The organism is Sphingopyxis sp. RIFCSPHIGHO2_12_FULL_65_19 (genome assembly GCF_001830555.1).
Classification (GTDB): domain Bacteria; phylum Pseudomonadota; class Alphaproteobacteria; order Sphingomonadales; family Sphingomonadaceae; genus Sphingopyxis.
The window spans coordinates 22,746-43,699 of sequence record NZ_MIAM01000063.1 but is presented as its reverse complement, the minus strand read 5'-3'; the positions used below and the strand labels follow the sequence as shown (position 1 = coordinate 43,699).

18 protein-coding genes are annotated in these 20,954 nt (G+C 63.1%); 2 read left to right on the top strand and 16 right to left on the bottom strand.

The features are described from left to right. Positions 1-9 precede the first annotated feature (9 nt). The 4 genes from A3E77_RS17135 to rtcR form a co-directional block, all read right to left on the bottom strand. Entirely contained in the window at positions 10-846 is an 837-nt protein-coding gene (locus A3E77_RS17135) for an alpha/beta fold hydrolase (RefSeq protein ID WP_293648118.1), read from the bottom strand. Between the two features lie 74 nt (positions 847-920). Next, positions 921-1,580 (bottom strand): hydrolase, encoded by a 660-nt coding sequence (locus tag A3E77_RS17130; RefSeq protein ID WP_293648115.1) that lies wholly within the window; start codon positions 1,578-1,580, stop codon positions 921-923. Positions 1,581-2,015: 435 nt separating this feature from the next. After that, complete coding sequence (locus A3E77_RS17125; protein WP_293648112.1) at positions 2,016-2,276, bottom strand: hypothetical protein; 261 nt, start codon at positions 2,274-2,276, stop codon at positions 2,016-2,018. Positions 2,277-2,495: 219 nt separating this feature from the next. Beyond that, positions 2,496-4,085, bottom strand: coding sequence for an RNA repair transcriptional activator RtcR (rtcR, locus tag A3E77_RS17120; protein WP_293648109.1), 1,590 nt, complete (start codon positions 4,083-4,085; stop codon positions 2,496-2,498). A 318-nt stretch (positions 4,086-4,403) separates the two neighbouring features. Here rtcR and A3E77_RS17115 point away from each other — a divergent pair, with 318 nt between their 5' ends. Both A3E77_RS17115 and rtcA read left to right on the top strand, forming a co-directional pair. After that, positions 4,404-5,630 carry an RtcB family protein gene (locus A3E77_RS17115; protein ID WP_293648106.1) on the top strand — a complete coding sequence of 409 codons (1,227 nt, stop codon included), beginning with the start codon at positions 4,404-4,406 and terminating at the stop codon, positions 5,628-5,630. Then, entirely contained in the window at positions 5,627-6,700 is a 1,074-nt protein-coding gene (rtcA, locus tag A3E77_RS17110; protein ID WP_293648103.1) for an RNA 3'-terminal phosphate cyclase, read from the top strand. The genes A3E77_RS17115 and rtcA overlap by 4 nt, the downstream gene beginning before the upstream one ends. Before the next feature lie 66 nt (positions 6,701-6,766). Here rtcA and A3E77_RS17105 read toward each other — a convergent pair whose 3' ends face one another. The 12 genes from A3E77_RS17105 to trbL all read right to left on the bottom strand — a co-directional run bounded on the left by A3E77_RS17105 (position 6,767) and on the right by trbL (position 20,856). After that, positions 6,767-7,654 carry an SDR family NAD(P)-dependent oxidoreductase gene (locus A3E77_RS17105; protein WP_293648101.1) on the bottom strand — a complete coding sequence of 296 codons (888 nt, stop codon included), beginning with the start codon at positions 7,652-7,654 and terminating at the stop codon, positions 6,767-6,769. 74 nt (positions 7,655-7,728) lie between these two features. Continuing rightward, on the bottom strand, positions 7,729-8,409 hold the full coding sequence (locus A3E77_RS17100) for a TetR/AcrR family transcriptional regulator (protein WP_293648098.1): 681 nt from the start codon (positions 8,407-8,409) through the stop codon (positions 7,729-7,731). A 58-nt stretch (positions 8,410-8,467) separates the two neighbouring features. Further along, positions 8,468-10,054 carry an AMP-binding protein gene (locus tag A3E77_RS17095; protein ID WP_293648096.1) on the bottom strand — a complete coding sequence of 529 codons (1,587 nt, stop codon included), beginning with the start codon at positions 10,052-10,054 and terminating at the stop codon, positions 8,468-8,470. Then, a complete protein-coding gene (locus tag A3E77_RS17090) occupies positions 10,051-11,679 on the bottom strand; it encodes a carboxylesterase/lipase family protein (RefSeq protein ID WP_293648093.1) in 1,629 nt (542 codons plus the stop codon). The genes A3E77_RS17095 and A3E77_RS17090 overlap by 4 nt, the downstream gene beginning before the upstream one ends. Continuing rightward, on the bottom strand, positions 11,676-12,911 hold the full coding sequence (locus A3E77_RS17085) for a spinster family MFS transporter (protein ID WP_293648356.1): 1,236 nt from the start codon (positions 12,909-12,911) through the stop codon (positions 11,676-11,678). Before A3E77_RS17085 ends, A3E77_RS17090 begins: the two co-directional genes overlap by 4 nt. Before the next feature lie 81 nt (positions 12,912-12,992). Then, positions 12,993-15,278 (bottom strand): TonB-dependent receptor, encoded by a 2,286-nt coding sequence (locus tag A3E77_RS17080; protein WP_293648091.1) that lies wholly within the window; start codon positions 15,276-15,278, stop codon positions 12,993-12,995. Between the two features lie 898 nt (positions 15,279-16,176). After that, complete coding sequence (locus tag A3E77_RS17075) at positions 16,177-16,410, bottom strand: helix-turn-helix domain-containing protein (protein WP_051035681.1); 234 nt, start codon at positions 16,408-16,410, stop codon at positions 16,177-16,179. A gap of 4 nt (positions 16,411-16,414) precedes the next feature. Beyond that, positions 16,415-16,627, bottom strand: coding sequence for a DUF2274 domain-containing protein (locus tag A3E77_RS17070; RefSeq protein WP_017499928.1), 213 nt, complete (start codon positions 16,625-16,627; stop codon positions 16,415-16,417). Further along, complete coding sequence (locus A3E77_RS17065) at positions 16,620-17,858, bottom strand: TraB/TrbI/VirB10 family type IV secretion system protein (RefSeq protein ID WP_017499929.1); 1,239 nt, start codon at positions 17,856-17,858, stop codon at positions 16,620-16,622. The genes A3E77_RS17070 and A3E77_RS17065 overlap by 8 nt, the downstream gene beginning before the upstream one ends. Beyond that, positions 17,855-18,706, bottom strand: a complete 852-nt coding sequence (trbG, locus tag A3E77_RS17060; protein WP_006635655.1) for a P-type conjugative transfer protein TrbG — start codon at positions 18,704-18,706, stop codon at positions 17,855-17,857. Before trbG ends, A3E77_RS17065 begins: the two co-directional genes overlap by 4 nt. After that, positions 18,703-19,545 (bottom strand): conjugal transfer protein TrbF, encoded by an 843-nt coding sequence (gene trbF, locus A3E77_RS17055; RefSeq protein WP_026108910.1) that lies wholly within the window; start codon positions 19,543-19,545, stop codon positions 18,703-18,705. Before trbF ends, trbG begins: the two co-directional genes overlap by 4 nt. Positions 19,546-19,548: 3 nt before the next feature. Then, positions 19,549-20,856, bottom strand: a complete 1,308-nt coding sequence (gene trbL, locus A3E77_RS17050; RefSeq protein ID WP_017499931.1) for a P-type conjugative transfer protein TrbL — start codon at positions 20,854-20,856, stop codon at positions 19,549-19,551. Positions 20,857-20,954: the final 98 nt, after the last annotated feature.

The window sequence follows — 20,954 nt, the reverse complement described above, 5'->3', positions numbered from 1 at the left end:
GATGAGCCTTCACGCTTTGACGAAGGCGAGCAGGTCGGGATTGATGACATCGGCGTTGACCGTCAGCATGCCGTGCGAAAAGCCCTCATAAATCTTCAACGTCGCATCGGGCAGCAGTTCAGCCTGGAGCAGCGCAGCGTTTTTGAAGGGCACGATCTGGTCATCGTCGCCTTGCAGAACGAGTGTCGGCACGGTGATCGCCTTCAGGTCGCCCGTCTGATCGGTTTCGGAAAAGGCCTTGATCCCGTCATAATGCGCCTTGGCGCTGCCGGTCATGCCTTGACGCCACCAATTATCGATGACGGCATTGTCGACCTTCGCATCGGGGCGGTTGAAGCCATAGAAGGGGCCTGCCGCGACATCGCGGAAGAAGCCGGCGCGATTGGCCGCGAGCGCGGCGCGGAAACCGTCGAACACCTCGATCGGCAGACCGCCGGGATAGGCCTCAGTCTTCAGCATGATCGGCGGCACCGAAGCCACCAGCACCGCCTTCGCCACGCGGCCCTGCGGAATGCCGTGGCGGGCGACATAGGCTGCGACTTCACCGCCGCCGGTCGAATGGCCGATGTGGACCGCGCCGCGCAGGTCGAGATGTTCGGCAACCGCTGCGGCATCGGCGGCATAATGCGCCATATCGTGACCGTCGCTGACCTGTGACGAGCGACCATGACCGCGGCGGTCATGCGCAACCACGCGATAGCCGTTCGCGAGGAAGAAGAGCATCTGTGCGTCCCAATCGTCGGACGACAGCGGCCAGCCGTGGTGGAAAACGATCGGCTGGGCATCCTTCGGACCCCAATCCTTGTAAAAGATTTCGACGCCGTCTGTGGTGGTGACATAGCTCATGAGATTATCCTTCGGCACGATAGAGAGGAAGTATCGGGAGTGGCCGGACCCAATGGATCCGGCCATAGGCTAGTTTAGTGACCGCCTTCGGACGCACCGAACATCGACTTGGCATAGATGATGCCAAGGCCATAAGCGCCGCCCCATTTTGCCGCGATGCCGGTGGTCAGACCATAGGTCTCGGCGCGCGCCCAATCGCGTTGCAGTTCGAGCAGATATTGCAGCGAGGTGATCGGCTTGGCGCCAGCCTGCACCATTCGCTCAACGGCACGTTCATGGGCTTCTTCCGAAATGTCGCCGCTGGCGTCGGTGATGACATACGTCTCGAAACCCTGTTCGATCGCCGACAGCACGGGGCCGACAATGCAGACCGAGGTCCAGAGGCCGGCGAAGACGAGGCGGTCCTTGCCAATGCGGTTGACCTCGTCGATCACGCCCGCATCTTCCCAGCTGTTCATGCTGGTCCGGTCGAGCATCGCCTGACCGTCATAGGCGTCGGTAATTTCGCTGAACATCGGGCCCGAAAAGCTCTTTTCGGCAACCGTCGTCAGGATCGTCGGAACCTTGAAACCCGCCGCACCGTTTGAAATAAGCGCGGCGTTGTTGCGCAGCAGCTCGGGCGCAATCGATTTTGTCGCGAAGGCCATCTGCGACTGGAAATCGATGAGGACGAGCGCGTGGTTGCTCGGATCCAGCAAGGCTTTGGCGGGGGTCGGGGTGGCTTTGATCGACATGGCAGGCGCTCCTGTTTGAAAAATCCGGGTCCCGATCCGTTCGGGGTGAGACAGGTTTACGCCGGGCGATTTGTGCGAAACAGGCTGATAAAATTATTCACCTTGTTCGAAAAAGCTGAAAAGCTTTGCGGGCGTTCGATGCCGCCAGCCGTTGCTGCGAAGATAGCCCGCGCCATTTCAGTCGCTGGTCAACATCCATAGCCGATGTCTTCATTGTCTGGGCAAGGTGCAGCGAGGAGAATATCATGTGATGCGTCATCTAGTGAACCTGGAGACCGTCACACCTACAAGGGCACGTACGCCGTTCACGCGCTCATTCTAGGGTGCGCAATCACCGGGATCGCCGCGTTCTGACATCCTGTAGTGTGTCCGGTTGCAGTCAGGCAGTTTCCGCGCAGGAAATGTCAGAAGCGGACATGCGTCGTCGCCGAGCTGCTACGACGGATCGGTCGGCGGAAAGCGCAATGTAGCCGCGATATGTGCTTCGGCCGTGGTTGCTTCAGCAATGAGCAGGCGCAGTGCTTTTGCGGTGTCCTCCAAAAGCCCTTCACCAAGAGGCCGCTCGCCGTTGATGAAACGGCGGATGGCCCGCTCGTCTATGCCAAGGCGCCGCGAGAATGCAGTGGTGCCGCCAAACAGTTGGACGCAATAAGCAAAATGCTCGCGTCGCTCGTCCACTGAAAATGACGCAGCCATTGTTTTCCCTCTTCGTTCGCCGCCAGCGGCCATAGGCTATCTGTCGGTTGAGGCGCAATCGACCAATTTCTGGTATTGGAAGTTCCGCTAGGCCGCGCGCCGCCGAGGTTGGCCGGTTGCAACCAGCCGGCTTGCGGTCGAGTATTCGGATAGCTGACATTCCCAGGCGCATCGGGGAGATGTCGTGCTGATCACATTTTCGGGCGGCGCTCCACGCATCTATTTGCCCGTAACGCTGATCCAATCGAGATCGAAGCGTGCAAGATATTTGCGCAATCGGTCGGCGTCATTTGTCGATGTGCGCAGCTCCCGGGAGGCGGCGAACAATTGCCGCCCCGCTGCGGAAAGGCTACCACAGCTACGGCAGATACCAACGACATAGGCAAGCTGGACCCGGTCGAACGGATCGGTTTGGGCTAGCTGATCGGGCGACAATAGAGCCTCGAGCCCATCCCCCACACTCTTATCGCCCGCCCAAAGCGAACGAAGCCGGGACGTTTCCAGCGCGACGGTGTCAAGGTCGATACGCCCTGTCTGGCTCAGCGTTCCCATGCGTGTAACACTGGCGGCGAGGTCACGAAAATTGCCGCGCCAGCGTGATCCGGGATCTTCGGCGAAGCGCAGATAGCGATCGCGCGCTTCTTTGTTGAAGGTCACTCGCATCCCCTCGCGTTCGGCAAACCGCTCGAGCTCATAGTCGAGGTTGGGGGCGATATCCTCTCGGCGCTCGGCCAGGCCAGGGAGGCTGAAGGTCCAGAGGTTGAGGCGCGCAAACAGATCTTCGCGAAACCGCCCTGCGGCCACCTCATCAACGAGGTCGCGATTGGTGCCGGCGATGAGCTGGAAGGCACTGGCGGCCTCCTTGTCGGAGCCGACCGGCAGGAAGAGCCCGTCTTCGATCGCCCGCAGGATCATTGCCTGCTCATCGAGGCCAAGCTCGCCGATTTCATCGAGAAAGAGCACGCCTTTGTCGGCTGTCTTGAGCAGGCCAGGACGATCCTGGATCGCGCCGGTGAAAGCGCCCTTGCGATGCCCGAACAGCGCCGACATCGCGCTGTCGCCCTTCAGGGTCGCACAGTTGACTTCGACGAAGGCGCCGCCGATCTGGTGCCGCAGTTTCTTGAGCTCGTAGATCTTGCGCGCGAGCTGGCTTTTACCCGCGCCAGTTGGACCCATGAGGAGGATCGGTGCACGGCTGCGCACTGCGACTTGCTCGATCTCGTCGATCATGCGGTTGAAGGCGGCGTTGCGGGTCTCGATGCCGTTTTTGAGGAAGCTCGCGCTTTCAGCGCTCGCCTCGGCAAAGCGCGTTGCGATGCTGTCGTAACGCGAGAGGTCAAGATCGATGGCGCCCCACGTTCCGACCGGCTGCGGCACACCCCGTTGCGGCTGGGTCTGGAGCAGCCTGCCGGGCAAGTAGCGCGCCTCGGTCAGTAGAAAAAGGCAGATCTGAGCAACGTGTGTCCCGGTCGTAATGTGGATCAGATAATCCTGATTGTCGGGATCGAATGGAAAGCTGCGCGCGAAGTCGAGGAGCTTTCCATAAACCTCCTCAAAGTCCCAGGGATCATCAAAGTCGAGAAGGTGCGGCGCCACTTCGGTTTCGGGCGACACGTCACGGATATCATCGGAAACATAATCGGCAAGGCGGCGGTGATGGGTGCCGTGCACCAGGACAAAGCGATCAACCCGCAAATCTTCCTGCATGCAGATGCTGACCGTCGGCCGCCATTTGTTCCAACGGGAAGGACCGAACTTGGCAGCGTCGAGTGTCGAGCCAAGGAAGCCGATGACGGTGAGTGGTTTCATAATTCGACTTTATACAGAAATATAAATTACGATACAATTATCTCTTACCCTGACGAAGGCGTGGCGGCGATGCCCGAATTCACAGTCCAAGATATCGTTATATAACAATGGAATGTAGCGAATATTCGCTTGGCGATGCCACTTGGCATGGCTTCTGCAATCATATGGGCGTCGGGGTTCACGTCTCCCGACAGGACGAAGCGATGGGGTGGCCGGAATAGGCCGGCCGCCCCAGAACGCCTCAGGGGACGTGAGGAATGTTCGGCAAGACTCGCCTCAACGCGTGGCTTGCCGCAAAGAGAAAGCAGGAGGTCAGCCATGACCCAGACGACCTACGAAGTACTGAATGTCGAGGGCGGACGCCCGGTCAAGATGTGGACTCGCGGTGTGCCCGTCGAGGACATGGCGCGCGCGCAGCTGCGCAAGGCGGCGCAGATGCCATTCGTGTTCAAACATGTCGCGGCAATGCCCGACGTCCATGTCGGCATTGGTGCGACGGTCGGATCGGTCATCCCGACTAAAGGAGCGGTGATCCCGGCGGCGGTAGGCGTCGACATCGGCTGCGGCATGATGGCAGCACGCACCACGCTGATCGCGCACGACCTGCCCGACAATCTGGAGGGCATCCGCAGCGCGATCGAGGCGGCGGTGCCACACGGTCGGTCGGTTGGACGCGGTCGGCGTGACCATGGTTCATGGGGCGATCCCCCGCAGGCCATCGTCGACGCCTGGGCGACGCTCGCCGAGCGCTTCGGCCATATCGTCGCCAAGCATCCGCGGCTGAAGAACACGAACAACCTCACGCATCTGGGGACGCTCGGAACGGGTAACCATTTCATCGAGCTGTGCCTCGATACCGAGGCGCGGGTGTGGGTGATGCTGCATTCGGGTTCGCGCGGCGTCGGCAATGCGATCGGCACCTACTTCATCGAACTGGCGAAGAAGGACATGCGCAAGTGGTTCATCAACCTGCCCGATGAAGATCTCGCCTACTTCCCCGAAGGGACCGACCATTTCGACGAATATGTCGAAGCGGTGGGCTGGGCGCAGGACTTTGCGGCGCTGAACCGGCGCATGATGATGGCGAACGTCATCGCTGCGCTCCGGCAGCAGATCGCGAAGCCCTTTGAAGCCGAAGCCGAGGCGGTGAACTGCCATCACAATTATGTGACGCGCGAGGGCCACTTCGGCGAGAATGTGCTTGTCACCCGCAAGGGAGCGGTGCGTGCGGCGAAGGGGACAATGGGGATCATCCCAGGTTCGATGGGCGCGAAATCGTTCATCGTGCGCGGGCTCGGAAACCCGGAGTCATTCGACAGCTGCAGCCATGGCGCAGGCCGCGTCATGAGCCGTACCGCGGCGAAGAAGCTCGTCACCCTCGACGAGCATATCGCCGACACCGCGGGCGTCGAATGCCGCAAGGACGAAGGCGTCATCGACGAGACGCCCAGGGCTTACAAGCCGATCGAGGCAGTGATGGCGGCGCAGGCCGACCTCGTCGAGATCGTCCATACGCTGAAGCAGGTGGTGTGCGTGAAGGGGTGACCCTTCACGCCGCCATCGGCCACTTTCAAAAAGAAAAGAAAATGATCACGATTGACGGCTCAGAAGGCGAAGGCGGCGGTCAGGTTCTGCGCTATGCATGCGCGCTGTCGCTGCTGACAGGTGAGCCTTTCACGATCGACAATATCCGCGGCGGGCGAGAAAAGCCGGGGCTCATGCGTCAGCATGTGACCGCGATCGAAGCCGCATGCGTAATCGGTAACGCAGAGTGCTCCGGTCTTGCCGTAGGTTCGACCAGCATCAGCTTTCGGCCCGGCCCCGTCACGCCTGGCGACTATCATTTTGCCGTCGGCACGGCCGGCAGCACGGGGCTCGTGCTTCAAACGGTCCTTGTGCCGCTGATGCTCGGAAGCGCGCCCTCGCGGCTTGTGATCGAGGGAGGCACCCATGCCCTGGCAGCTCCCCCGTTCGACTTTATCGAGCGGACGCTGCTCCCGGTCATCAACCGCATGGGGCCGACCATCACGGCAAAGCTGGTTCGGCACGGCTTTTTTCCGCGTGGGGGCGGCCGTATCGAAATCGAAATCGACCCCGCGCCGCTGCGCGCGATCGAGTGTATTGACCGCGGTACAGCCGGACCGGTGCAGGTGACCGCGATTGTTGCGGGTATCCCCTTTGACGTTGCGGATCGGGAGCTGAAAGCGGCACAGAAGGTCCTGACGGATTGGCCCGCGGAAGCTTTCGTGACACGGCAGCTTCCCGCCGATCAGGGCCCGGGCAATGCGCTCTTGCTCGAGGCGAGCTTCGAGCATGTGACGGAACTGATGTCGGCATTTGGCAAGATTGGCGTCCCAGCCGAACGTCTAGCTAAGACGGCGGCCAGGCGAATGGCGGGCTATCTCGCGTCCGATGCCTTTGCGGGCCCCTATTTGCAGGACCAGCTCTTGCTCCCATTGGCTGTTGCTCGCGGCGGGGCGTTCACAACGGTCAAGATCAGCGATCACACCCGGACAGCCGCCAGCCTTATCGAAAGATTTGCCGGAACTCGCTTCAGGCTTTTGGAGCGTGACGAAGGTGCTAATCTCGTGGAGGTTGCCGTTGGCATAGGCTAGCAGGATCTGGTCAATTGCGGTCGATCTGGTTTGCGGCAAGCAACAAGCGTTCGCAGACCATTTATTTCAGGGAACCACGCCGGCGCTAACCACCTCCCGCTCGGCCTGCATAAAGCCATAGGCCGGAACGATCGCCTCTTCCCGCGCCACCACGCTCGGCCATTGATCGGTCAAGCGCGCTCCGGCGTCGACATCGGATCCGATGAATGCACCACGCGACAGCATGATTTCGGCGCTAGCGAAATGACCCGCCCCCGCACACAGGATCGCGCGTGTCGGCGCAGCATCGCCGACCAAAGCCAAAAGTCCGGGACTGACATATGCCGGATCGAGCGCCGCAAGGCTCTGTTCCGACAAAACCCCCTGCGTCATCTGCGTCGCGGCGGTCGGCGCAAGGCTGTTGACGCGGATGCCATATTTCTCGCCCTCGATCGCCAGCGTCTGCATCAACCCGACAAGCGCCATCTTGGCGGCGCCATAGTTGGCCTGCCCGAAATTGCCCCAAAGGCCCGACGATGAGGTTGTCATGACGATGCGGCCATATTGCTGCGCGCGCATGACGTCCCACACCGCCTTGCAGCAGATCGCGGCACCCATCAGGTGGACATCGACGACCAGACGGAAATCTTCAAGGCTCATCTTGGCGAAGCTCTTGTCGCGCAGGATGCCCGCGTTGTTGACGAGGATGTCGATGCGTCCCCATGCGTCGAGCGTATCGCGAACCATCGCGTCGACTGCGGCCTCGTCGGTCACAGAGGCCGCGATCGCCAGTGCCTCGCCGCCATTCGCGACGATTTCCGAAGCGACCTGCTCGGCCGCAGCCAGCGCGAGGTCGTTCACGACGACGCGGGCGCCCTGTTTTGCGAGGTAGAGCGCATGAGCGCGGCCTAATCCGCCGCCGGCGCCGGTGACGATCGCGACGCGGTCCTGCAGCGGCAAAATTTCATGTTCCATATTAATCTCCATTCACTCACTAGTGAGTTAATATTTTGAACGAGCGCAATCCGGAGGCGTCATTCGCCCGTCGCCTACGCCTTCTTGTTACAGATTTGCCGGAAGCCCGCCGCCATGAACGAGGCCATCCGGGCCTTGATCGCTTCAAAGTCTTCAGACTTGCAGACGCCGCCGGAGAGCTTGTCGATGCGCCCGGTGCGCGCGAGCGTGACCATCAGCGCGCCGGTCACGAAATGATAGCCCCAGAAGATATCCTCTTCGGCGCAATCGGGCATCGCCTTCTTCAAAAGATCGATCAGGCGGAGCACCACCGGGTCGAAATGGCTGTCCATCAGCTCGGCACCCCATTCAGGGGTATTGGCGACCTGCGCACCGAGCGCGCCGTAATTTTTCCAGCCATCGCCGCCGTGGATATAAAGATCGAGGTCGGTGTCGAGGAAGGCGTGGAGCGCCCCCTCAATCGTCGGTTTGCCGCCGCTCGCGCGATCATATTCGTCGAGCGCCTGCATCCGCTTGGTGCTCGTCACCACGGCGCGGCGCGCGAAGACCGCATCGAACAGCTTTTTCTTGTCCTCGAAATAATAGTTGAGCAGCGTGTGGTGCACACCGACGCGCTTTGCGACATCCTTCAGCGTCACCCCGTGCAGGCCATGGCGCGAAAACAGCAGTTCGGCCTCGTCGAGGATCTGCTCCATCGTTTCGGCGCGCTGTTCGGCCTTGGTCGATCGCCGACGCGTTTTCGCCTGTTCTGCCACTCTTCCGACTTCCAATATCTCTTCCGTTGCCGCCCCTGCCGCAACGTCCCCGTGCCGATCAACCCGCGCCATAGTCATTCCGCAAGCGAATCTTATCGATTTTTCCGGTCGGCGCCAGCGGCATGGCGGAAAGGCGCACGACGGCATCGGGAATCCACCAAGGCGCAACGCGGCCCGCAAGCGGCGCGAGCAGGTCAGCATCGCTGATTTCTATGCCCGAGGCGAGTTCGACGAGCAGCACCGGCCGCTCGCCCCATTTGGGATCTTCGCGGCCGATCACTGCGGCAAGCGACACCTGCGGCAGCGCGCCGACCACGGCCTCGATCTCGGCGGGGTTGATCCACTCACCGCCCGATTTGATCAGATCCTTGGCACGGCCGGTGATCGACAGATTGCCGCGCGCATCGATCCGCGCGAGATCGCCGGTCGCGAACCAGCCATCATCGTCGGTCGCAGACTCCGCTTGCCCGAAATAGCGTTCGACCACCGCCGCCCCGCGAACGCGAAGATGCCCCTCAACCCCGCGCTGTTCGGGAAGCGCCGCTCCGGCGGCATCGGTGAGCAACAGGTCGACGCCGACCGCCGGTCGTCCCGACACCGATGCGGTGCGCAGCGGATCGTCCGGCGGTGCGATCGTGCCGAGCGGCGACAATTCGGTCATGCCCCAGCTCGTCTGGACGGTGACGCCAAGGCGTCGCTCGATGCGCGCCATCAACGCGGGCGCCATCGGCGCGCCGCCGACGATAATGCGTTTGAGCGAAGGCAGTTCGCCGCCCGTCGCCTCGATATGTTCGACGACGCCGAGCCACACCGTCGGAACCCCGACCCCGACCGTGACGCCCTCAGCCGCGATCAGCCGCGCGAGGCTGGCGCCGTCGGCCTGCCGACCAGGGAGCACCAGCTTGCCGCCGACCGCGGGCAACGCAAAAGGCAAGCCCCAGGCGTTGGCGTGAAACATGGGCACGACCGCGAGCACTGCATCGCGGTGGGTGAAGGCCATCACGTCGGCCTGCAACGCACGCAGCGTGTGCAGGAAGCTTGCGCGGTGCGTGTAGGTGACGCCCTTCGGCGCCCCCGTCGTTCCCGACGTGAAGCAGAGGCCGGCGGGCGAGTTTTCGTCGAAGCCGCCCCATAAGATCCCGCCTGGGGCGTCGGCGATCAGGGCTCCGAGTTCGTGAAGCGGCGGCGCGGCGGCGGACCAATCCCCGGCCGACCCGTCGATCACCCACACCTGCCCGATCGCCGGCGCGAGATCCACGATCGACCGCGCGAGCGGCAACAGGTCGGCGCTGACGATCAGCAACTTCGCCCCCGATTGCACCGCCATCGCGGCGAGTTGCGGGGCGGTCAGGCGCGGATTGAGCGTATGGCAGACCGCGCCGATCCCCATCGTCGCATACCAGGTCTCGACATGCGCCTGGCTGTTCCATGCGAGCGTCGCGATGCAGTCGCCCTCGCCCACCCCGAAGCCAGCGAGCAGCGACGAAATCGCAAGGCTGCGGGCGCGGAGCGGGGCATAGCCGATCCGGCCGATGCTCCCGTCCTCGCGCGCGGTGACGACCTCGGCCTCGCCATGCCAGCGGGCGGCATGGTCGAGGAATTTGTCGAGGGTCAGCGGGTAATCCTGCATCATACCGTGGATCATGGACAATTTGCGTCCTTCGCGAGGACGGGCGAGACGATGCCGGTGTTCCAGTTCCACGGCTGGTTACCCGCCGCTCGGCGACGGCAGACCGCAGCTTCGTGCAGCGCGTACATGGCCGGCATCAGCCGTGTGCCGGCGCGTGGGATATCGGCGAAGGCCATGAAAGCGGCGTCCTTGCCATAGGGGCGCCAGGCCGCCTGCCCCGGCGCCTCGGGTTTTCCCGTTTTGGCGAAAGAGACCCAGTAATCGCCCATCGCAGTCGCGAAACGGCGCTCGGCTACCGTGTCGGGGATCTTGGGCCAATAGGGCGGTGTATCGCCAGCGGTGCCAAACACGAACGGAATTTCGGCAGCGTGGAAGCCGTGCAGCCCATATTCGCTCGCCGTCGGATAGCCGTGGTCGAAGAGGTAAAGATAGGCAGGCTGGCCTAGCGCGGTCTGCTTGATCGCGAGCCGTTCGGACGTCCAGCCATAGAGCGCATCGCGCGGCGTCGCGAGGATCGTTTCGGCGAGGTTCGTCGCGGGATAGAGCTTGAGCCAGGCATCGGCGAGGTCGCCATAGCGTTCCCGTATTGCGGCTTCATAAGCCGCGGCATTGGCGGGAACCGGCGGCGCCAGCATGCGCAGCGAGCGGATTTCGCCGATGTTGAACCCGGCGATCACCGGCACCGGCGCCTGCTCGCCGCGGTCGAAGATATCGACGAGCTGGTCAGGCAAAATCTTGCCGTCGACGGTGCCCCATGGAAAGTAACCTGCCTTGGCTGCGCCATCGGTCAGCGCGACCGGATCGACCTTGCGGAGCGCGGCGATGTCGGCGGCGCCGAGCGCGGCGGCGACCCTTTCGCCCGTCGCTTCCGCAGCGGGCTCGCCGTGGCGAACCTCCTTCAGCGACGGGGTCGAGATCATATAGGCGCTCTGCGCGATCGCCTTGTGGAACAGGCCGCGCGCCTTGGGCGACGCCATCAGATACAGAACGCTGAGCGCCCCCGCCGACTCGCCCGCGATGGTGACATTGGCCGCGTCGCCGCCAAATGCGCCTATATTGGCCTTCACCCACTCGAGCGCAGCGATCTGGTCGAGCAGCCCGTAATTGCCCGACACGCCGTCGGGCGATTCCGCGCTGAGTCCAGGGTGCGCCATATAGCCAAGTACGCCGAGGCGGTAATTGATCGACACGACGATCGCGCCGCGCGCCGCGAGCTTGGCGCCGTCATACATGCCCTCATGGCTGTAGCCGGTCGCGAGCGCGCCGCCGTGTATCCACACGATGACCGGCGCATCCTTGATCTGTTCGGGCGCCCATATGTTGAGCGTGAGGCAATCCTCGGAAATCTTCGCGGGCGGGTTGGCATAGATATGCACCGCGTTCGGGCGCGGCTGGATACAGGCGGCACCGAAGCTCTGCGCCTTGCGCACGCCCTGCCATGTTGGCAGCGGCTGCGGGGCTTTCCAGCGCAGCGGCCCGACCGGCGGCTGCGCGAAAGGAATGCCCTTGAACGCGCGGACCTTGCCGACGGTCTTGCCCTCGACGGTGCCCGCGGGCGCCTCCACCACCGGGCTTGCAGCGACCGCGGGCGCCGCCATCAACAGTCCGGCCGCCGATAATGCGCGATATAGTTTCTTCATGCCTGTGGCTCCTCCCGATTATCCTCTCGGCGCAGCCGCCGCGCGAGCCAGAGGAAAAGACCGATCGCGATCAGATAAAAGGGCGTCAGCGTGTAGAGTGCGGTTTGCAGCCCGTGGAGGTCGCCCTGCGCCTTGAACCAGTCGCTGGCAAAGCCGACCCATGTCGGCCCCAGCCCCAAACCGATGAAGTTCATGATGAGCAGCAGCAGCGCGCCCGCCAGCACGCGTTGGTTCGGTTTCACTTCCTCCTGCACCAGCGCGACCGAGGCCGAGAGGTAGAAATAGTTGAAGATCATCACGACAGTGAGCAGCGCGAGCGCGAGCGGCCACCCCGGCGCCCACACGAAGGCGATGTAAAAGGGCATCGCGACCACCAGCGAAAGCGCCGGCGCAATCGCATAGCCGGCGCGCGACTTGCGCACCATCCGGTCGATGACGCGGCCCGATATGACCATCCCGCCGCCCATGCCGATCAGCAGCACCAGCGCATACCAGATCGCGACGTCGCCCAGTTCCATGCCCTTTTCGCGCATCAGGAACAGCACCGCGAAATTGCCGAGGCCATAGGTAACGAACTGCGTCGCGCCGCTGCCCAGCGCGGCGAGCATCAGGATCGGATGCGACAGGAACATGCGCACCGTCGGCCAGAAAGCCGCCTTGTCGTCGGAGTTCGCAGAAGGCGCCGCATCGGTCGCGCCACGGGTCGGCTCGCGCACCGTCAGCCAGACCGCCAATGCGGTCACGATCCCGATCACGCCCACCGCGATAAAGGGGATGCGCCAGCCGAACCGCTCGGCGATCGCGGCGCCGAACGCGACCCCGGCCGCCGCGCCGATCGCCGGACCGAGGTTGAAGATGCCGAGCGCCGCAGCGCGCTTGCCGGGCGGATAGGTGTCGGTGATGATCGCATAGGAGGGCGGCACGCCCCCCGCCTCGCCGAACCCGACGACCATGCGCGCAACCACCAGCTGCGTATAATTGGCCGCCATGCCGCACGCCACGGTCGCGCCGCTCCAGATCGCGCAGGCGGCCGACAGCACGCCGACGCGGCTGGTCCGGTCGGCGAACCAGCCGACCGGGATCGCGATGAAGCAATAGAACATCGCGAAATAAAGCCCGCTGATTAGCCCGAGCTGGCCGTCGCTGATCTGGAGCGCATCCTGGATCGGCTTGGCGAGGATCGACAGCAGCTGCCGGTCGAGGAAGTTCAGCACATAGACGAAGCAGAGCATCCCCAGCACGAACGTCGGATTGCCCCCCGACCGAGTGGACGCTCCGGCCGGGGGGAGGGAGGCTTCTGCGCCCGCCATCGCTTAGAGCCCGTAGCCGAGGCGAATGCCGAAGGTCCGCGGGCGCATCGTGCCGAAGCGGCTGACGAGGAAGGCTTCGGGGTGGATGTAGGTGATCGAATGATCGTCGAAGAGATTTTCGACATAGAGCTGCGCCGAGATATCACCCTTTTTCAGCCCGAAGCTGAGGTTCACGTTGCTGTAGGCGTCCGTCTTTCCAAAGGTCGAAAGCGGGACATTCGGCAAGCCCGGCGTGTTCGGGAAGCTGCTGTTATACGACCCGATATGCTGCGCATTGACCGCCAGCATCGCATCGACGTCGGTCGCGAGCTTGAAGCTGTACGACATATAGGCCGAACCCTGGATGCGCGGGGCCGACAGGCGGTGGCCGAGCACGGCACCCGAGATCGCCGCCTCTTCGGGCGACAATTTGGTGATCTTCGCGTCATTATAGGCGCCGTTGAATCCGATCGCCCAGCCCGTCGCGGGAACCACCCCGACCTCGAACTCGAAACCCTTGCTGCGCGCGGCACCAATATTGGTCGCGAATTGCACCGAGTCCGACACGCGGTTCGCCTGCGCCTGGATATTGTTCCAATCGATCTGGTAGAAAGCGACGTTCATGCTGACACGCCCGCCGAGCCAGCGGCCCTTTGCGCCGATCTCATAGCTTTTGAGATCGTCTGAGCTGGCGCCGAACGGAATAGTCAGATCGTTCGGGTCGACAAGGCTCGGCCGACCGGCGAAGGCATTGACGATCGGGGCGCGGAACCCTGTCGAGAAGGTCGCGTAGGTGGTGAGCGAGTCGCTCGGTTTGAAGGTCGCGCTCGCCTTCCACGACGGTTTCGACCCCTTCGCCTTGACGCCTTCGACGGCGGCATAGGGGGTGAAGGTGTCAAAATTCACCGGAAGGCCAAGCAGCGCATAGTCATAATAGTTGAAGCCGAACGCCGTCGCGAGATAGCCGCCCGCTTCGGTGAAGCCCTGCGCCGAGGTTTCGCCGTAACGCATGCCGCCGGTCAGCCAGAATTTGTCCGAGAAACGATAGGTCAGCTCACCGAAACCCGCGAGTTCCTTGCTCAGCGAGTGGGTATATTGCTTCTGGAAATATTTGTCCGGAAGTCCCGTGATACCCCTTGCCGCGAGAAATGCCGGGTTCGATCGGTAGAAATAATCGACGTCGCGGCGGCGATCGAGATAGAAGCCGCCGACGACGAACTGGAACGGCCCATCGAGCGTCGACGCGAGGCGCGTTTCCTGGACAAACACCTTGTCATAGCCATCGGCGTCGAGCCCGAAGGCGATCGGCGCGCCGGGGAATGAGCCGGGCGCGAAGGTGCCGGCGAGGTCGACATAGAAACGCTGCTCGAAATCCGAATAGGTCGACGAACTGGTGAGCTTGGCAAAGTCGAACTCATAATCGATCGTCGCGTTGGCAATCAGCTGCTTGCCGGTAAACCGATCGGGCTCGTCCGAGATGCGCTTGTTGCGCCCCAGCGACGGGCTGGTCAGTGAGCTGTCCTTGGGATTGCTATATTCATAGCTGCAGAGCAGCTTGATCGACAGGCGGTCGGTCGGACGCCAGAGCAAGGTCGCGCGGCCACCGTAATCGATCAGCGTGTTGGAATTTTTGACCCCCGTCCCGACATTGTCGAGATAGCCCTCTTCATCGCGATAGAAGCCGACGACGCGCAGCGCGAGCTTGTCGTCGACCAGCGGCACATTGACCATCGCATTATAACGCTGGCGGATCGAATCCGAGCCGGTCAGCCCGAGGTCGACCAACGCCGACACATCGAAATCATTGAGGTCGGGGCTTTTTTGCAGGATGCGCATCGCGCCCGACAGCGAACCCGATCCGAACAGCGTCCCCTGGGGCCCGCGCAGGAATTCGACGCGCTCGACGTCGAACAAATTCGGGTCGACCACGGTGGTGTTGCCAATCGTCGAGACGGGAAGTTCGTCGATATAGATTGCGACCGAACTTTGCAGATTGGCGTTATAGCCGTTGGTCGCGATGCCGCGCGCGGTAAAATTGTTGAAGTTGGCAGTCGGCTTGTTGAGCACGACGCCCGGCGTCTCGCGCCCGATGCCTTCATAACCGACGATGCCCTTTTCGGTCAGCTCTTCCTGCGAAAAAGCGGAAATACTGATCGGCACATCCTGAATACGTTCGGCGCGGCGCGTCGCGGTGACGATGATGTCGTTGCCCTCGGGCGCCTCGCCAGCCTGCGCGACAGGTTCGGCGGCCTCCTGTGCGGCGGCACCCGCCGGGATTGCGAAAAGTGCGCCCGCGCATACGGACGCCAACAATTGAACCCTCATCTTGCCCTCTCCCATTCATCGCCGCTCGATCGTCGGCATGCCGCATTCATGGCAGCGGTTCGATGACGAGTCAATATTCACTCGCACGAGTGTGAATGAAATATACTGCCTTCTTGCCGTTGGCTACCGTGCGCAAATATGGCCGCATCTTGTATGGCTGCTCGGCTATTGGCCGAAAGCTGACGTCCCGGAACCGTGCATATGGCTCCGGTCTGCGCTGCCGACGTTTAAGACAACGACGGGGATTGGGCGCAGACAAGACAGCCCTTGCCATACCCGAACGCCATCCCCGCCTCGCGCGGCCCCCTTGCTGGTCGGCGCTGCCCATTCACGCGCCTCATCGATTGAGAAGGTAGGGAGACCCCAAGGACCAATTCGGCGGTTTTCCTGATGCCGGCAACGACGCCCTTGAAACGCCACTGCTTCCCGTCGGGGCCGGGGACGATGATGGAAAGGCCGGGGACCTCCCGGTCGGCCAGGGAACCGCTCTTCAGCCTATCGATATGGGCGGGGGTCAGAATTACACTTTTGGCCATGGTAACCTCGAGGGGATCGAGGCCATGAAACACTCGCGAAAATTCTCGCGAAACCTGTGTTCAAACGGGTCCAAATCTGACGTGAGTTGTCCAAATAACTCAATTCTGGACAGGCAATTGCCATCATTGGAACGACCTCGACGATTGGCATAAAACTGCCGGAAATGCGAGGTTTGAAGGGGTTTGCGATGGTAGCGGAGGAGGGATTCACACGAAAAACATAAGATACTGATTTATAACAACGTTCTTGATCGTCGTGCCGATAATTCCGCTCAATCCACCCCCAATTTTACCCCTTCGCGACAGGCCGTGCCGAAATATCGACAGGCCGACATGCGCGATCCCTGCTACGCCCGAGAACGCGGCTGTTTACAGTGTGATCGCAGAAAGGACCGCAGACTATCGACAAACACCACGGTTGCACGGCCGACCTTGGCTGCCTCGATGTCGCCGGAAGCGATGAGCTGGTAGATCTTGGATTTGCTGAGCCCCGTCATCCGTACTGCGTCGGGAATGCGAACGCTTATCGGCCCAATCGGGGGCGCGTCGTCGCCATTCGTTGCAGGCTGCCGGGCCGACATCGGACTATTTCTTACGTGCCCGGCTGAACGAGCGGTCGCTCGCCAGGAAGCCGCTAAGCATGAATGGAATGAGGTCCGGTACGGACTCGCGTCGGCCGTAGGCCGCCTCATAGGCCTCGGCGTAGTCGTTCAGCGCTTCGATGAGATCCGGCATGACGTTGATCGTGATCTTAGCCGGCGTCCGATCGGGCAGCCTTGGCAGCTTCAAATCAGCCATGACGGCCTCCCCAGGGTCCGGGCAATATGATGTCTTTGTGCACGACCACCCGTAGCGGCCAGCCGGGACGCACGCGCAAGGTCGGCTGGATATTGAGATTGCGCGTGACGAGCTGATCGCCGGCGCGCGCGCCGCTCTGCTGCGCTGACTCGCGGATCGCCCGGACAAGGTCGCTTTCGGTGCTGCCGAAGCTCAATTCAGTGCCGACGCCCAGCAGTGTCGACAGGGCGACGCCCTTCAGAAGTTGCCAAGTATGCCGGTCGATCCGGTCGGACAGACCCGCATAGCCCTGCGTATCGGTCGCCGGCACATTGTCGATACGAATCGACGAGCCGTCGGGCAGGATAATCCGCTGCCAGACGACCAGCGCACGGCTCTGCCCAAACGCTACAACGCTGTCGTAGCTGCCGATCAGCCGCGATCCTTGCGGAATGAGCAGACCGCGCCCGGTCACACTGTCATAGACGTTCTCCGTGATCTGCGCGGTGACGAGCCCGGGAAGATCCGAGTTGAGCCCGGTTATGAGGCTCGCGGCAATGATGCTGCCGGCCTGCAAGGTCCAAGGCGATACGGACTGCGCCAGCGCGTGCGGATTGATGTCGTCGTCGCGATTGGCGTGGCCGACCAATTCGTTCTTGCGCCCCTGGGCGTTAGGATCTCGGTCAGGGTCGAGGAGCGGCTTGGCAGTCTCGGCCGATGCTGGCGGAACACTTGCATCGGTAGTCACCGGTGCAGGGGCGGCGGCGCGACCGCCGCCCGCCAATTGCAGCATGACGCCAGACTCGCGTGCGGCCTTCTGCTCAGCGGCGATGCGCTGGCGCTCGGCTTCGGCTTCCTGCGCGGCCCGGCTCACCGCATCGGCAGCGGGGTCAGGGGGAACCATCCCGCCAAGCTGCCGCTGGCGCTCGAGGATCGGCCGCCCGAGATCACCGGGAAGCGGTAGCCCGAGCTTCGGCACGTCGCCATAGCTCGTCGGCGCGCCCGCGAGCGCATCAGGCGGCGCCTTCGCGCCAACCAGCTTTTCATCGCTTCGTGCGATCAGGCTCAGGGTCGCGGGCTTGAGCGCCAGCCAGGCGACGCCGATGATCGCGGTCGAGCCGGCGGCAGCGATGGCGACGATCGCACCGCGGCGAAAACGGGTGACGCGGCCCGGCGCCGCGCGCAGAACGAGCGTTTCGGGGTCGGCTTTGGGCGCCGCGATCGGCGCGGAAGAAGCGGTTGGATCGGTCACGCGCCCCTCCCGGCCTTGCGCTGCCGGCTCTTCGGCTGGGCGGCGGTGATACGGACAATCTGCTGTTTCTTGCCGCCAAGGCGCAGCTCGGCGACACCGAACAGGCGGTCGACCACATAATAGCGGCCGGCGACGCGATAGTTGACGAGCTGGGCCTCGCCATCCTCGCCAATCACGAACAGCGGGGGCGCCTCACCCACGGCGATCGCAGGCGAGAACTCGATGTAGGTCTGCCGCCCATCGTCGAACGCGCGCAGCGGCCGCCAGGCCGGCTTGTCGCCCGAGATCGCATAGTTGAAGTTGAGGCTTTCGACCGAGAGGCCCGACGCGATCGGCGTCGCCGCCACGGCTGCATCGCGCTGACGCCGGAGCGCGATCAGCTCGTCATGTGGATAGGTCCAGGAGATCGCCGCCATCGCGGTCGCGGGCGTGCTTTCGAGCTGGAGATGGTAGGTCCGGCGATCGGTAGCAATGACAAGGTTTGTGCGTAGGCCCGCCGAAAACGGCTTGACGAGGATGTGCACGCGCTTGCTTTCGCCGATGCCGCTGGTGGTATCGCCGACAGTCCAGCGCACGGTGTCGCCGGCGGCGACGGACACAATCGTTTCGCCCGGCTGCAAGGCAATGTCGGTGATGCGCTCGGGCGCGGCATAGAGCCGGTAGAGCACGCCTTCCGCCCAGGGATAGACCTGGACGGCATATATATATCCCGCGCTCGACGGCTCGCGCAGTGCCGCCCGGTTGGCGGCAGTGACGCGCGCGGTGGGTGACGCGGGTTCGCGGCTCTGCGCAGCGACGCCCATGGCAAGCGCCATCGCGCTCGCCGCCAGGATGAGGGCACGGATCATTGGTCGGTCCTTTCGGGGGATGGTGCGGCTGCGGGTTGAGCAAGGGTCGGATCGAGCGGCGAGCCCAGCGGAATGTCGGTGGGCGGCGCGACCGGGAGTGATTGTGCGGGATCGGGCACGGCCGATGGTTGCGGCGAAGGCGGCCGGTCCTGAGGCGTTTCCAGTTCGCGGCTCCAGTCGATCGCGTCAACATAGAGACCGAGCGGGTTTTTTCGGAGCACATCGGCCAAGCGCGGCGGCTTGATCTTCACCGTGAGCATCGCCGTCCAGCGTGACGTGCTGGCGAGGCTTCCCCGCTCATATTGCTGCTCGGTCCATTTGACCTGGAAGCTCGTATCCGACGCGCGGACGACGCTCGTCACCTGCACCGAAACCGTCTTGCGCCCGACATCGGCGAACGGATTGGAGGTGCGGGCATATTCGCCGAGGAACAGTGACGCACGTTCGGTCGCGAAATCATAGGCTGATAGCCAGTTTTCACGCATCAATACCGGATCGAGCGAGCGCGCTCGAACGCCGGTGATGAACCGGCCGAGGAACCATGCGATCTGCGGATCGGTCGGCCGATAGTCCTTGGCGGCAGGCGCGACGGCCTGTGCTTGCCCGAGTGCATCGACCTCGACCACATAGGGCACGACGCGGCTTTGCATCGATTGCCAGACCAGCGCGCCCGACAGACCAGTGGTCAGGAACAGGCCGCCGAAGGCCATCAGCCGCCAGTTCTTCGCCTGTGCGCGAGCCGAGCCGATACGCTCATCCCAAAGCTGGCCCGCTCGTTGGTAGGGTGTCTCGGGTTCGGGCGTTCGCCCATAGCGCTGCAATGCGCGTCGAAATTTCATCGCTCAGTCCCTTTCCTTGATGTCTGGAGTGGCGCCAGCGCCGCCGCGGTCGCCGCCCTGGATTGCGTGGATCGCCATCTGGCGGCGGTGGCGAGCATTCTGGCTGGCATGAAGCTTCTGCGCCCAGGCGGGTGTTCCTTCAGCTGCGCCTATCGGCGCGGCTGCGGGGGCGGCGCCGCCGGCACGGGTGCTTCCTGCTTCCCATGCGGCGCGCTGCCCACGATCGGCGGCAGCGCTAACGCCGAGACCGCCGCTCATCCGGTTGGCAGCCGCGCCGCGCATGGCGGTCGCAACGCCGCCGAGGCCCGCGCCGACGCTGGTCGAGCCCGAGGTTTCCTGCCCGAGCTTGTAGGCAGTGGATGCGGCAGACCCCATCGATGTACCGGCGCGGATCGCGCCGAGACCGGCCCCCGCGAGACCGCGTGCCGCGCCGACGGCGCCAGCGCCTGCCATCGCAAGACCTCCGCCGGCAAGCACGGTAGTGGCGATCACCGATCCGGCGCCGAGCTGCGGCGCGCCGGCGACGAGGCCGGATGCGATTCCCGGGCCGAAGATGGAGAGGCCAAAGATCGCGAGGCTCGCGAGCATCAGCGACACGGCCTGTTCGATCGACACCTCGTCGCCGGTGATCGCACTGGTGAAGTCGGCGAAATAGTTAGAGCCGATGCCGACGATGACCGCGAGCACCATGACCTTGATGCCCGAACTGACGACGTTCCCGAGCACCCGTTCGGCGAGGAACGACGTGCGGTTCCACAGCGCAAAGGGCACGAGCACGAAGCCGGCGAGCGAAGTAAGCTTGAATTCGAGGATTGTGATGAAAAGCTGGATCGCGAGGATGAAAAAGGCGGCGATGACGACGACCCAGGCGATCACCAGCACGGCGATCTCGATGAAATTGTCGAAGAAGGCGATCGGGCCAACCAACTCCTTCGCCTGCTCGAGGAGCGGCCATGCTGCCTCGAAGCCGGTCCCGGCCAGCTTGCCGGGTCGCAATAAATCGTCAGCCGTAATCGCGCTGCCCCCTGCGGTGAGGCCGAGGCCGGCGAAGCTGCGAAAGATGATATCGGACAGTGTCGAGAAGCTGTTGAGGATCAGGGCGAAGACGCCGACATAGAGGATCTTTTTGAGGAACTTGGCGATGACGTCGTCTTCGCCGCCGAGCGCCCAGAACAGCCCGGCGAGCGTGATGTCGATGCCGATCAGGATCGTGGTCAGGAAACCGACGTCACCGCCCAACAGGCCGAACCCGCTGTCGATGTAGGAGGCGAAGGCCTCCATGAACTGATCGATGACATTCAGGTCATCCATATGGGCGGGTTCCTGCTTGAAGTTGAAAGGTGTCGCGGGGACCGGCGGCCATGAGAGGGGCAAGCCCTACGGCCCCCGCGACGAGACAGGTTCGGACC